11 protein-coding genes are annotated in these 13,090 nt (G+C 67.5%); 9 read left to right on the top strand and 2 right to left on the bottom strand.

From position 1 onward, the window contains the following. Positions 1-15 precede the first annotated feature (15 nt). Positions 16-1,407: a M20 family metallopeptidase gene (locus tag H9Q09_RS09105; RefSeq protein ID WP_187390781.1), complete on the top strand. Its 1,392-nt coding sequence runs from the start codon at positions 16-18 to the stop codon at positions 1,405-1,407. 74 nt (positions 1,408-1,481) lie between these two features. On the opposite strand, the gene oiaX is transcribed toward H9Q09_RS09105, so the two are convergent. Beyond that, positions 1,482-2,729, bottom strand: coding sequence for a 3-oxo-isoapionate-4-phosphate decarboxylase OiaX (gene oiaX, locus H9Q09_RS09100; protein ID WP_187390780.1), 1,248 nt, complete (start codon positions 2,727-2,729; stop codon positions 1,482-1,484). Positions 2,730-2,870: 141 nt separating this feature from the next. Between oiaX and H9Q09_RS09095 the strand changes: the two genes are divergently transcribed. The 7 genes from H9Q09_RS09095 (at position 2,871) to nanR (ending at position 10,742) form a co-directional block, all read left to right on the top strand. Next, a complete protein-coding gene (locus tag H9Q09_RS09095; protein ID WP_024350213.1) occupies positions 2,871-3,815 on the top strand; it encodes a D-ribose ABC transporter substrate-binding protein in 945 nt (314 codons plus the stop codon). A 75-nt stretch (positions 3,816-3,890) separates the two neighbouring features. Then, complete coding sequence (locus H9Q09_RS09090; protein WP_210315284.1) at positions 3,891-4,535, top strand: DUF2291 domain-containing protein; 645 nt, start codon at positions 3,891-3,893, stop codon at positions 4,533-4,535. A gap of 1 nt (position 4,536) precedes the next feature. Next, positions 4,537-6,096 carry a sugar ABC transporter ATP-binding protein gene (locus H9Q09_RS09085; protein WP_187390778.1) on the top strand — a complete coding sequence of 520 codons (1,560 nt, stop codon included), beginning with the start codon at positions 4,537-4,539 and terminating at the stop codon, positions 6,094-6,096. Beyond that, positions 6,096-7,166: an ABC transporter permease gene (locus H9Q09_RS09080; protein WP_187390777.1), complete on the top strand. Its 1,071-nt coding sequence runs from the start codon at positions 6,096-6,098 to the stop codon at positions 7,164-7,166. The genes H9Q09_RS09085 and H9Q09_RS09080 overlap by 1 nt, the downstream gene beginning before the upstream one ends. Before the next feature lie 12 nt (positions 7,167-7,178). Continuing rightward, positions 7,179-8,198, top strand: a complete 1,020-nt coding sequence (locus H9Q09_RS09075; RefSeq protein WP_187390776.1) for a Gfo/Idh/MocA family oxidoreductase — start codon at positions 7,179-7,181, stop codon at positions 8,196-8,198. After that, the gene (locus tag H9Q09_RS09070; RefSeq protein ID WP_187390775.1) at positions 8,195-9,991 is read left to right on the top strand and encodes a hypothetical protein; all 1,797 of its coding nucleotides are present in this window, start codon (positions 8,195-8,197) and stop codon (positions 9,989-9,991) included. The genes H9Q09_RS09075 and H9Q09_RS09070 overlap by 4 nt, the downstream gene beginning before the upstream one ends. A 4-nt stretch (positions 9,992-9,995) precedes the next feature. Continuing rightward, positions 9,996-10,742, top strand: coding sequence for a transcriptional regulator NanR (gene nanR, locus H9Q09_RS09065; RefSeq protein WP_187390774.1), 747 nt, complete (start codon positions 9,996-9,998; stop codon positions 10,740-10,742). A 24-nt stretch (positions 10,743-10,766) separates the two neighbouring features. On the opposite strand, the gene H9Q09_RS09060 is transcribed toward nanR, so the two are convergent. Further along, on the bottom strand, positions 10,767-12,137 hold the full coding sequence (locus H9Q09_RS09060) for a four-carbon acid sugar kinase family protein (protein ID WP_246716073.1): 1,371 nt from the start codon (positions 12,135-12,137) through the stop codon (positions 10,767-10,769). A 106-nt stretch (positions 12,138-12,243) separates the two neighbouring features. Between H9Q09_RS09060 and H9Q09_RS09055 the strand changes: the two genes are divergently transcribed. Further along, entirely contained in the window at positions 12,244-13,071 is an 828-nt protein-coding gene (locus H9Q09_RS09055; RefSeq protein ID WP_024350205.1) for a phosphogluconate dehydrogenase C-terminal domain-containing protein, read from the top strand. Positions 13,072-13,090: the final 19 nt, after the last annotated feature.

Below are 13,090 nucleotides of genomic sequence, written 5' to 3'. Positions count from 1 at the left end.
AGGAGAGATCTGCCCGTGAGTCGTGACGCCGCCATCGCCCTTGCCCAGGAATCGTTCGATTCCGGTCGTTTCCGCGCCGAACTCGCACGCCGCGTGGCGATGCCGACCGAGAGCCAGAACCCGGACCGGCGGGCGGAACTGCTGCGCTATCTCGAAGAGGAGATGACCCCGGCGCTGGAGAAGCTGGGCTTCACCACCGAGATCGTCACCGACGACAGCGCACCGGGCCCGTTCCTGATCGCCGAGCGCATGGAAGACCCGGCCCTGCCGACTGTGTTCGGCTACGGCCATGGCGACGTCATCCGCGGTCTCGATGCCGAATGGGAAGACGGCCTGTCGCCCTGGACGGTGACCGATCGCGGCGATCGCTGGTACGGCCGCGGCGTCGTCGACAACAAGGGCCAGCACGGCATCAATCTCGCCGCGCTGGAAGCGGTGCTGGAAACCCGCGGCCGCCTCGGCTTCAACGCCAAATACCTGATCGAGATGGGTGAAGAGGTCGGCTCGCCCGGACTGCATGCAGTCTGCGACACATATCGCGACCGGCTGAAGGCCGACGTCCTGATCGCCTCGGACGGTCCGCGCCTGTCGGCCGACCGGCCCACAATCTTTCTCGGCTCGCGCGGCGGCGTGAATTTCGACATCTGGATCGACGCCCGCGAGGGCGGCCGGCATTCGGGCAATTGGGGCGGTCTCCTCTCCAACCCGGCGGTGCAGCTTTCCCATGCCATCGCCAGCCTGGTGGGGCCGACCGGTCAGATCCGCATTCCCGAGATGGTGCCGACCCATGTGCCGGACGCGGTGCGCCGGGTGCTGGCCGATTGCGACATTACCGCCGGCGAGGAAGGCAAGATCATCGAGCGGGACTGGGGCGAGCCCGGCCTGACGCCGTCGGAGCGGGTCTTCGGCTGGTGCGCCCTGGAAGTGCTGGCCTTCGAGGCCGGCAATCCGAAGACGCCGGTCAACGCCATCCCGCCGCGGGCCTGGGCCCGGATGCAGCTGCGCTACGTCGTCGGCATCGATCCGGAGGCGGTGATGCCGGCGATCCGCCGCCATCTCGACCGGCAGGGCCTCGGCATGGTGCAGATCGGCCTGACCAGCGACGGCATCTTCAAGGCGACACGCCTCGATCCCGACGACGCCTGGGTCGGCTGGGCGGTGGATTCCATCGCCAAGACGACCGGCGCCAGGCCGGCAATCCTGCCCAATCTCGGCGGCTCGCTGCCCAACGACGCCTTCTCCGAAGTCCTGGGCATGCGCACCATCTGGGTGCCGCATTCCTATCCGGGCTGCTCCCAGCATGCGCCCAACGAGCACGTGCCCACCGGCATCGTGCGCGAGGGCCTGGCAATGATGGCCGGTCTCTATTGGGACCTCGGCGAGAACGCCCCCGCCGTCGAGCGTTAAGACGTCACGAAACAGGGCCGGGAGCCTGGTGCCCGGCCCAGCCTCCGCGATACGTCAGCGCGGATACGGGGCGCTCAGCCCCATTTGGTCAGCGAGGCGGCCAGTTCGGGATGGTCCCGCGCCTTGTCGGCCAGCGGCAGGCCCTCGGCCGCCGCGTCCCAGGCCTGGCGGATGGCGCGCACGCCGGCCGCCGGCCCCATCGGATGGCCATGGATGCCGCCACCGCCAAGATACATCAGGTCGAGCGTGCGGCCGGTGCGCTCATAGGTCTCGACCGCCTGGCCGCCCCACTGGCCCGAACAGACCACGGGCAGCGGCCGGTCGGCCTCGGAAAAGATCGGCGTCATGCAGTCTTCGAAGGAGCGCACGAAGCTCTCGTCCGGCTCCCAGTATTTCGCCTGGATGCCATTGATCTGGAACTGGTCGACGCCGAGCAGCCGCCAGATCTTCTGATAGGCCCGGAATTCGAGGCCGAGGCCCGGATGGCGGGTCAGGATGTCCCAGCCATTGCGATGGGCATGCAGGCACAGCGACGAGCGCTTGCGCAGGAAGCTCATGCCGCCATAGCCGATGGAGTTGATGTTGACGACGGCGGCGTTGCCGCCGGCCTCGACCACGCGGTCGTGGTTGCGCATCATCGTGTCGGGATCTGCCGACGAAATGCCGAAGGCGTACATCACCCGCTTGCCGGTCTTCTGCTCGTGATTGCGGATCACCGGCATGATGGCCGCGATGCGCTGCTCGAGCGGCGAATAGGCCGGGCTCATCAGCTTCTCGTCGTCCTTGATGAAATCGACGCCGGCAGCGCAGAGATCGGCGACGACCGCGGCGGTCTCGTCCGGCAGAAGCCCCAGGGACGGCTTGATGATCGAGGCGATCATCGGCCCCGTCTCCACACCCATCAGGCGGCGCGAGCCGGCGATGCCGAATTGCGGCCCGGGATGGCAGGCCCAGGCCTGCGGCAGGTCGATGTCCATGACGCGGATGCCGGTGACGCCCTTGACCGCGAAGACGCCGCCGATGGTGATGGTCATCAGCGCGGCGATGTCGGTGCCGACGGCCTCCAGCGGATAGGCAATGGTGACGTCAGCGCGGTGATACGGGCCCTGCCCCGCCGGATCGGGAATCGACGGGACGGCCAGCGGCTCGAACGGCGTGACCTGCTCGACGCGGGCGGCGCAGCGGGCGCGCACGGCCTCGGTCTCGGCCGGCAGTTCGGTGAAGGTGCCGGTCGACTGGTCCGACGCGATCTTGGCCGCCATCGCCTCGACGTCGCCGGCGCATTCGATGCGATAGGTCACCCTGATCATGTCGTCCGCCATCGCATTATCCTTCTTGTCGCACGCCATCTCAAATACTCATCATACCTGTTGACATAGTAATGACGATCTCTCAAGCTTCGGGCCGATCTAGGGAGGAGGGCATCCGCACCGGGTGCCACGAATGATCGGGAGGAGCCTTTCATGCTGTTGAACCGTCGTATTCTCATTTCCGCGCTGGCTGGCGCTGCCAGCCTGATCGCGATGCCGGCATTCGCCCAGGACAAGGGCCTGATTGCCATCATCACGCCGAGCCATGACAACCCGTTCTTCAAGGCCGAGGCCGTCGGCGCCGAGAAGCGCGCCCAGGAACTCGGCTACGAGACCCTCGTCCTCGTTCATGACGACGACCCGAACAAGCAGTCGGAAATGTACGACACGGCGATCGCCCGCGGCGCCAAGGCGATCATTCTCGACAATGCCGGCGCCGACGCCTCCGTCGCGCCCGTGCGCCGCGCCAAGGAAGCCGGCATCCCGTCCTTCCTGATCGACCGCGAGATCAAGGAAAGCGGCATCGCCGTCAGCCAGATCGTCTCCAACAACTACCAGGGCGCGCAGCTCGGTGCGGAGAAGTTCGTCGAGCTGATGGGCGAGGCAGGCAATTACGTCGAACTGCTCGGCCGCGAAGCCGACACCAATGCCGGCATCCGGTCCTCGGGCTATCACGACATCATCGACCAGTATCCGGACATGAAGATGGTGGCCCAGCAGTCCGCCAACTGGTCGCAGACCGAAGCCTACGAGAAGATGGAGACCATCCTCCAGGCCAATCCGGACATCCAGGGCGTCATCTCCGGCAACGACACCATGGCGATGGGCGCCTGGGCGGCGCTGGAAGCGGCGGGCCGCACCGACGTCATCCTCGTCGGCTTCGACGGCTCCAACGACGTGCGCGACTCGATCAAGAAGGGCGGCATCAAGGCCACCGTGCTGCAGCCGGCCTATCGCCAGGCCCAGCTCGCCGTCGAGCAGGCCGACCAGTACCTGACCACGGGCTCCACCGGCCAGCCGGAGAAGCAGCTCATGGACTGCGTGCTGATCGACGAGAGCAACGCCGACAAGCTCGAGACCTTCGCGCTCGCCGACTGACGCTCCCCGTCTCCCAAGACACGCTCGTGCCTGGCCATCGTGCCAGGCACATCACCGTTCAGGGGCAGGCCTGCCATGCGCAACAGAACCATCCGCACCACCATTCTTGCCGCCTCGGTCCTCTGCCTCTGCGGCTTCACCATCGTCTGGGACTCCGAGAAGACCGCCGGTGAAGGCGCGGTCGCCGCCACCGACGAGACCCGCATGGCGGCCTATGCCGAAGAGGCATGGGAGCCGAAGGTCATGCCGGAGATCGCCAGCCACGTCGTGCCGCTGACCGATCTGCGCGCCGCCATGGCCAGCGATCCTGACGCCGCCGGCGAACAATACGGCTTTCCCCGCGACGGCGAGACCAGCCCGTGGAACTTCGCCGTCTCCGGCGAGGGCAAGATCGTCGAAGCCAAGCTGAAGAGCCGTGCCGCCAAGCTGCAGGTCGACACCGACGGCGACGGCAAGGGCGACGTCACCGTCCAGCTCGGCCCGATCATCCGCGGCACGGCGCTGCGCGACGCCATGCCGTTCATCGTCTTCACCGATTTCCGCGACCAGATCGAATTCGCCAAGCTCGCCAATGCGCTGAACGCCGTCGCCCATTCGCGGCTGACGCTTCCCGAGGGCGACGTGGTCGGCCAGACCGCCCGCTTCGAGGGCGTCATCGCACTGAAGGGCGACGCGCAATCGGTCGAGCTGGTCCCGACCCAGCTCCAGATCGGAGAGTGAGATGGCCGACGCTGCCCATCCGATCGGCCTGTCGATCCGCAACGGCCTGAAGGTCTATCCGGGTACGGTCGCCCTCAAGGACGTCGATTTCGACCTCCATATGGGCGCCGTGAACGTGCTGGTCGGCGAGAACGGCGCCGGCAAGTCGACGATGATGAAGGTCATCGCCGGCGTCGAGCAGCTGACCCAGGGCACCATCCTGATGGACGGCGAGGAACGGGTGTTCCGCTCGACCGACGAGGCCGCCCGCCACGGCATCGGCATCGTCTTCCAGGAGCTCAACCTCTTCCCCAACCTGTCGGTCAGCGACAACATCTTCATTGCGCGCGAAAAGACCCGCGCCGGCGTCGACATCGACATGGCCGCCCAGCGCGAGGAAACCCGCCGCCTCCTGCGCCGGCTGGAGCACGACATCGATCCCGACACGCTGGTCGGCGACCTCAAGGTCGGCCAGCAGCAGATCGTCGAGATCGCCAAGAGCCTGGCCCAGGACGCCCGCATCCTGATCCTCGACGAGCCGACCTCGGCGCTGTCGGCCTCCGAGGTCGAGATCCTGTTCCGGGTCATCGCCGATTTGAAGGCCAACGGCGTCGGCATCGTCTACATCTCGCACCGGCTGGAAGAGCTGATCCGGGTCGGCGACTACATTACCGTCCTGCGCGACGGCGCCATCACCGGCGCCCGCTCGATGGACGGCGTCGACGTGCCCTGGATCGTGCGCAACATGATCGGCGAGGCCTCGAAGGATTTCGCCAAGGAGGTCGAGCACGATTACGGCGCCGAGATCTTCCGGGCCGAGCATATCTCGCTGCCCAACAAGAGCGGCGGACTGGCCGTCGACGACGTCTCCTTCTCGCTGCGCGAGGGCGAGATCCTCGGCGTCTACGGCCTGATGGGCGCCGGGCGCTCGGAACTGCTCGAATGCATCATCGGGCAGCAGCGCGACTATGCCGGCTCCTTCTTCATGCGCGGCGAGCACCTGGCCAAGCGCGGCGTCTCCGACCGGATCGCCCGTGGCCTCGCCCTTATTCCCGAGGACCGCAAGCAGGACGGGCTCGTGCAGATCCTGTCGATCCGCGAGAACATGACGCTCTCCAGCCTCGGCGCCTTCACCCGCGGCATCCACATGTCGCTGAAGCGCGAGGCCGAGACCGTCGCCGACTTCATCCGCCGCATGACCATCAAGATCGCCTCGCCCGAGCACGAGGTCTCCTCGCTGTCGGGCGGCAACCAGCAGAAGGTCGTCATCTCCAAGGCGCTGATGACCGACCCGAAGATCCTGCTCATGGACGAGCCGTCCCGCGGCATCGACATCGGCGCCAAGGCCGAGGTGTTCCGCGTCATGCGCAAGCTGGCCGCCGACGGCCTCGGCATCGTCTTCGTCACCTCGGACCTCGAAGAGGTGATGTCGCTGTCCGACCGGATCCTGGTGATGTCGAACGGCCGGGTGACCGGCGAGTTCAGCAAGGACGAGGCGACCGAAACGGCGCTCGTCGAGGCTTCGGCAATGGGGCACGCCCCCGACCACGCACCCAGTTCCGCCTTCAAGGAGGCCTCGTGATGACCGCCCAGACCGCCACCGCCGTTCCCCGCCGGGAGATGGACAGCACCTCGATGCTGCTCGTCATCCTGAAGGCGCGCACCTTCATCGCGCTGATCCTCGTCTTCGTCTTCTTCGCTTTCGCCGCGCCGAACTTCCTGTCGACGGCGAACATGGTCATCATGTCGAAGCACGTCGCGCTCAACGCCTTCCTCGCCATCGGCATGACCTTCGTCATCGTCTCCGGCGGCATCGATCTGTCGGTCGGCTCGATCGTCGGCCTGTGCGGCATGGTCGCCGGCTGGCTGATCCTCAACGGCATCGATCTGGGGCTTGGCTGGTCGATCCAGTTCAACACGATCGAGATCTGCCTCCTGGTCATCGTCGTCGGCGTGGCCGTCGGGGCGATCAACGGGTTCCTCATAACCAAGCTCAACGTCGCGCCCTTCATCGCGACTTTGGGCACGCTCTATGTCGCCCGCGGCGCTGCCATGCTGTCCTCGGACGGCCGGACCTTCCCCAACCTCAACGGCAACGCCGAATACGGCTCGGACACCTTCCGGATGATCGGCGCCGGCGACTTCCTCGGCATTCCGATCTCCATCTGGATGCTGATCGTGGTCGGTTGCGTCGCCGCCTATATCGCCAAGCGCACGCCGCTCGGCCGCTACATCTATGCCGTCGGCGGCAACGAGAAGGCCGCCGCCCTGTCCGGCGTGAAGGTCAACCGGGTCAAGTATTTCGTCTACATGTTCTCGGGCTTCTGCGCCGCGCTGGTGGGCATCATCATCGCCTCGCAGCTCGTCGCCGCCCATCCGGCCACCGGTGACACCTTCGAGCTCAACGCCATCGCCGCGGCGGTTCTCGGCGGCACGTCCATGTCGGGCGGTCGCGGCAAGATCGGCGGCACCATCATCGGCGCCTTCGTCATCGGCGTCCTGTCGGACGGCCTCGTGATGATGGGCGTCTCGGCCTTCTGGCAGACCGTGATCAAGGGTCTCGTCATCATCGCCGCCGTGGTCATCGACCAGGCCCAGCAGCGCGTCCAGAGCCGCGTCGCCCTGCAGGCCCAGGCGGCCCTCGGCAAGTAAGGAGAGTACCCCATGAAAGGCGCATTGATCGGCTGCGGCTTCTTTGCACAGAACCAGCTGCATGCCTGGCGCGACATCGACGGCGCGGAGATCGTGGCGCTCTGCGACCGCGATCCCGAGCGGCTCGCCGCCACCGCCGAGACCTTCGGCATCACCCGCACCTACACCGACGCGGCGGCGATGTTCGCGGCCGAGGAGCTGGACTTCGTCGACATCGCGACGACCGTCCAGAGCCACCGGCCGCTGGTCGAGATGGCCGCCGGCGCAGGCTGCCATGTCATCTGCCAGAAGCCCTTCGCCGAGACGATGGACGACGCCCGCGCCATGGTGGCCGCCGTCGAGGCCGCCGGCCGCACGCTGATGGTGCACGAGAACTTCCGCTGGCAGTCGGCCGTGCGCAAGGCGATCGAGACCGTGCGCAGCGGTGCCATCGGCACGCCCTTCTTCGGCCGCGTCGCCTTCCGTTCGGGCTACGACGTCTATTCCGGCCAGCCCTATCTGGCCGAAGGCGAGCGCTTCATCATCGAGGATCTGGGCATCCACATCCTCGACATCTCGCGGGCGCTGTTCGGTGACGTCGAGCGCATCGCGGCGACCACGAAGCGGGTCAATCCGAAGATCAGGGGCGAGGACGTGGCCACCATGCTGCTCGCCTACGAAGGCGGCGTGACCTCCGTCGTCGACTGCTCCTATGCCACCCGCCGCACGCCGGAAACCTTTCCGCAGTCGCTGCTGGAGATCGACGGCACCGAGGGCACGCTGCGGCTCGACGCCGGCTACAGCCTGGTCGTCCAGACCGGCGGCAACGAGACTGTGACCGATGTGTCGCCGCCCGTCCTGCCCTGGGCGGAGCGTCCCTGGCACAACATCCAGGAGAGCGTGCGGATCATCCAGCAGCACTTCGTCGCCTGCATCGACGCCGGCACCCAGCCGGAAACCTCGGGCGCCGACAATCTGAAGACCCTGGCGCTGGTCCAGGCCGCCTACCGCTCGGCCGAGACCGGCGAGACGGTGAGGCTGTCCGACATATGAGCGATCCGGTCGAACTCTACGGCACGGACCAGCCGCTCGAAACGGCGCGTTCCGTCGAGCTCGGCCCCGTCGCCTTCGCCTTTCGCAACGGCGCGATCTCCCACCTCACCGTGGGAGGCCGCGAACTCCTGCGGCAGGTGGCGTTCCTCGCCCGCGACCGGGACTGGGGCACGCTGTTTCCCGAGGCAGGTCCCGTGCGCGAGAGCCGCGAGGGCGATGCGCTCGTGCTCAACTGCGCACTCGCCTTCACCAACCCGCCGGGCCGGCTCGACGTGGACCTGACCATCCGCGTCCGGCCGGACGGGCTGGATTTCGAGGCCGTGGGCAAGGCGAGCGGCCGGTTCGAGACCAACCGCACGGGCTTCACGGTTCTCCACCCGATCACCGGCCAGGCCGGGGCGCCCGTCACCGTCACCCATACCGACGGACAGGTCGAGGAGGGCCATTTCCCCGAGCGCATCGCGCCGTGGCAGCCCTTCATGGACATGGCCGGCATCACCCATCGGATCGGCGACAAGGAATGCCGCTGCCGTTTCGAGGGCGACGCCTTCGAGATGGAGGATCAGCGCCAGTGGGGTGACGCCTCCTTCAAGACCTACAACCGGCCGATCGCCCTGCCCTGGCCCTACGACATCGCCGATGGCGAGGAACTGCGCCAGGCCGTGCGCCTGACATGGTCGGACGTCCCGGCAGCCGCACCGAGACCCGCCGCGCCGCCGGCCGCCGGAACGACGTTCCCGCAGACGGCCATCCTCGTCACCGCCGACCATGCCCGCCGGGCCGTCTCCAGCCCCGGCGATCTCGACGCGGTCCGACCGCAGCGCCTGCTCTGCCATGTTGATGCCAGCCTCAGCGACGTCGCCGGGCAGTTCGCCGCCCACGCCGCCCTGCAGGCCGCCGCGCCCTCCCATGGTTTCGACCTGGAGATGATCGCCGATTTCGGCGGCGATGCGGATGTCGATCCGGACCCGATCCTCGCCGGCTATGCCGACGCCATGTGCGCGGCGGGCTTTGCGCCGGACAGCGTCATGGTCTGCCCGTCGGTCGACCGGCAATCGACGCCGCCCGGATCGGCCTGGCCGCCCTGCCCGCCGCTCGACGCGATCCATGCCGCCGCACGCCGCCGGTTCGACGTGCCGCTGATGGGCGGCGGCATGGCGAGCTTCTTTCCCGAGCTGAACCGCAAGCGCCCGCCGGTGGAGATGCTCGACTTTGTCGCCCATTCGCTGTGCCCGATCGTCCACGACGCCGGCGACCGCGCCGTGATGGAGACACTGGAAGCCGTCGCCCACATCACCGCCTCGGCGCGGGCGATCATCGGCGATCGCGACTATCGCATGGGCCCGTCGACCATCGCCATGCGGCAGAACCCTTATGGCGCCCGCACCATCCCGAACCCGGATCGCCGCCGCGTCGCCATGGCCGACGACGATCCGCGCCATGCCGGCCGGTTTGCCGCCGCCTATGCGGTGGGGCTCGCCACCGCGCTGGCCCCGGCGGGAATCTCGGTCTGGACGCCGGCCGAACTCTACGGGCCGCGCGGCCTCTTCGCGCCCGACGGCAGCCGCCTGCCCCTGACCGAAGCGATCGCGGCGCTGGCGGCATGCGCCGGGATGGCGGTGGTGGCGAGCGAAGTGGACACACAACGCGCCCATCTTGCCCTGTCGGGCGCCGTGTTCGACGCAAACCTCACATTAGAACCCTTCGAAGACTTGCCACCTTTTGGTTGGAAGGTAAGAGACGACGTCGGCGCAACGCTGCGGCAGGGCGGCGCGACGAGATCGAAGAGGTAAAGCGGTGTTCCAGCTCGATTCAGGCCAGGAGGGCGAAAAGATCGTCCGGCGCAAGCTCTCGGATCAGGTGCTGGACAAATTGCGCCACATGATCCGGTCGCGCGAATTGCGCGCCGGCGACTACATGCCCTCCGAGCGCGCCCTGATGGAGCGCTTCGGCGTCGGACGCCCGGCGGTGCGCGAAGCGCTGCAATCGCTGCACAATGCCGGCCTGATCACCATCAGCCATGGCGAGCGCAGCCGGGTCAACGAGATCACCGCCGGCACGGTTCTCGACCAGACCGACGAGATTGCCCGCCTGCTGCTCAACGCGGTGCCGTCGAACCTGGAGCATCTGAAACAGGCACGGCGCATGTTCGAGCTCGGCATCGTCCGGGTGGCCGCCGAGAACGCCACTGACGCCGATGTCGCGGAATTGCGCGAATTGGTGCAGCGCCAGCGCTCCCTCCTCGGCGGCGACCCGGTGCCGTTCATCGAGGTCGACATGGCGTTCCACACGCGCATCGCCGACATCGTCGCCAACCCGATCATCTCGGCCGTCTCGGTCGCCATGCTGCGCTGGCTGTTCCAGTACCACACCTCGCTGCTGCACTGGTCGAACAACGAGGAGATCACCCTGACCGAGCACGACTGCATCGTCGACGTGATCGCCGCGCACGATCCCGACAAGGCGGTGGAGACCATGCGCGGCCATCTCAACCGCTCGCTCGACTTCTACAGTTTCGGCGACGGCGAGGCGCCGCCGCGCTGATCGCCCGGGCCCAGTGACTGCGGTTCAACCGCGCGGACCGCCGCCGTCCCTGATCCAGCCGAAGAAATCCTCCGAGCCCATCTGGCCGCCCTTCAGGGCGATCTGCAGCCCGTCATGGGCGCCCTTGCCATAGGCGGTGGACAGCGACGCGCCCGGAATCGTCGGGGCACAGGCGACCAGCGCGTCGAGACCCAGTTGCCGCATGCCATGACCCGAGGTGTCCCCCCCTGAGATGACCGCACGGCGGATGCCGGTCTCGCTCAGCGTCCGGTCGAGGATCCGGCCCAGAGCCTCGCCGATGCGCCGGTTGGCGATCTCGATGGTCAGGCCGCTCTGCGAAACCGTCGACCGGAAGGCCCCGACCGCCTTGTCCTGGTTGCCGAGCGCCGAATGGACCAGCGGGCTGGCGCCATTTGCGGCCGCCGCGCAGGCCGCCGCGACGAGCCGGTCTTCCTCCGCCGCCAGTTCCGCCGGCGAACCGCAGACGCGCGTCGCGTCGAAGGGCAGCAGCGCGAAGCCGTTGGCGCCGGCCCAGGTGAGCTGCGCGCCGGTCATCGGCGACACCGATCCTGAGATCACGGCGATCCGGTCAACGCGCCCGGCGCTGCCGGCCGGTTCGGCCGGAACGATCAGGCCGATCTCCAGCCAGTGGCGCAGCAGCGCGAATTCGATGCCCTGGCTGCCGACCACGAAGCCGAGCCGGTCGCGGTTTTCCCACAAAAGCCGCCCTGCCGCCGTCTCGCTCGCCGGCTCCATCGAATCGATCGACAGGAGCCGCGCACCGTCGCGCAGGGCCGCCTCCAGCCGCGGCTGCGGGCCGGACCACAGCGCCTCCAGGTCGATCAGCGCCGAAGGCAGCGACGTCTGTTCGGCCAGATGCTTCAGGAGATCGGCCTCGTGCATCGGCGTGACCGGATGGTCCGACATCACCGGATGCCGGTCGAGCCGGTAGACGCCGTCGAAGGTGCCGGCGAAGAGATGGCCGAAGGCCTGGTAGCGGCGCATCTGCGGCGCGGCGGTCAGGATCGGCACCGCGCCAGCGGGACGAATGGCGAGGCCGAGATCGATCGCCTTGCCGATATTGCCGGTCTGCGGCGAGGAATCGAAGGTCGAGCAGACCTTGTAGTGCAAGATCGGCGCGCCGAGATCATGCAGGAACTGCAGCGGGGCCGGCATGTGCTCCGCCATCCACTCCGGCCCGTGGCTGCGCGCGGTGGAGGCGATGCCGATCGCCCGGCAGTCGCTGAAGCGGGCGAGCAGATCGGCGTCCGGAACGTCGCTGAACAGCACGGTCGGCACGCCTGCAAAGGCCAGCGCTTCCATCACGGCGGCCGATCCCGTGAAGTCGTCGCCGTACCACGTCACCCACGGCGTGACGGGCTCTTTCTCTCGCATGAAGCTACCTCGGAGGCCCGCTGCGGGCGTTGACAATTCGGTCCTATTGTTATCTCATCATACCAGTTTAGGAAAGGTCCCGTCGGACCTTGGAGGAGTGTAGACAATGACTACTGTGGCGCTGTTCGGCGCAGGCGGCAAAATGGGCGTCCGTCTTTCCCGCAATCTGGCCAAATCGGATTTTGACGTCCGTCATATCGAGGTCGACCCGAAGGGCCAGGAGCGCCTCAAGGATGCGATCGGCGTCGATTGCGTCGACCAGGAGACCGGACTGGACGGCGCCGACGTCGTGATCCTCGCCGTGCCGGACACGGTGATCGGCAAGGTCGCGTCGCTGGTGGTTCCCAAGGTCGCGCCGGGCACGATCGTCGTCGTTCTCGACGCCGCGGCCCCCTTCGCCGGCCATCTGCCGGAGCGGGCCGACATCACCTATTTCGTCACCCATCCCTGCCATCCGCCGATCTTCCACAACGAAGAGACCGAGGCCGGCCGCAAGGACCATTTCGGCGGCGTCGCGGCGCAGCAGGGCGTCGTCAACGCGCTGATGCAGGGCCCGCAGGAGCATTACGAGATCGGCGACAAGGTCGCCCGCGCGATCTATGCGCCGGTGGCCCGCACCTATCAGGTGACCGTCGAGCAGATGGCCTATCTGGAGCCGGGCCTGTCGGAGACGGTCTGCGCCTCGCTGCTGGTGGTCATGCGCGAAGCCATGGACGAAGTGGTCAAGAAGGGCGTGCCGCATGATTGCGCCCGCGACTTCCTGCTCGGCCACATGAACATTCTCGGCGCGGTGATCTTCGACGAGGTCGACGGCGTGTTCTCCGACGCCTGCAACAAGGCCATCGAATTCGGCAAGCCGATGCTGATGCGCGACGACTGGAAGCGCGTCTTCGACCGCGACGAGATCGCCGCGAGCATCCAGCGCATCACCTGAAGCACGACGCTTCATCGAC

It is taken from the genome of Aurantimonas sp. DM33-3 (genome assembly GCF_014334315.1).
Classification (GTDB): Bacteria; Pseudomonadota; Alphaproteobacteria; order Rhizobiales; family Rhizobiaceae; genus Aurantimonas; species Aurantimonas coralicida.
The sequence above is the reverse complement of the archived record's forward strand: the minus strand, read 5'-3'. Positions and strand labels throughout refer to the sequence as shown.

Bases quoted from the DNA above. Each gene is read 5' to 3' on its own strand.
- H9Q09_RS09055 (WP_024350205.1), top strand. From the start codon at position 12,244: ATGACTACTGTGGCGCTGTTCGGCGCAGGCGGCAAAATGGGCGTCCGT.
- H9Q09_RS09070 (WP_187390775.1), top strand. From the start codon at position 8,195: ATGAGCGATCCGGTCGAACTCTACGGCACGGACCAGCCGCTCGAAACG.
- H9Q09_RS09090 (WP_210315284.1), top strand. From the start codon at position 3,891: ATGCGCAACAGAACCATCCGCACCACCATTCTTGCCGCCTCGGTCCTC.
- H9Q09_RS09060 (WP_246716073.1), bottom strand. From the start codon at position 12,137: ATGCGAGAGAAAGAGCCCGTCACGCCGTGGGTGACGTGGTACGGCGAC.
- oiaX (WP_187390780.1), bottom strand. From the start codon at position 2,729: ATGGCGGACGACATGATCAGGGTGACCTATCGCATCGAATGCGCCGGC.
- H9Q09_RS09075 (WP_187390776.1), top strand. From the start codon at position 7,179: ATGAAAGGCGCATTGATCGGCTGCGGCTTCTTTGCACAGAACCAGCTG.
- H9Q09_RS09085 (WP_187390778.1), top strand. From the start codon at position 4,537: ATGGCCGACGCTGCCCATCCGATCGGCCTGTCGATCCGCAACGGCCTG.
- H9Q09_RS09080 (WP_187390777.1), top strand. From the start codon at position 6,096: ATGACCGCCCAGACCGCCACCGCCGTTCCCCGCCGGGAGATGGACAGC.
- H9Q09_RS09095 (WP_024350213.1), top strand. From the start codon at position 2,871: ATGCTGTTGAACCGTCGTATTCTCATTTCCGCGCTGGCTGGCGCTGCC.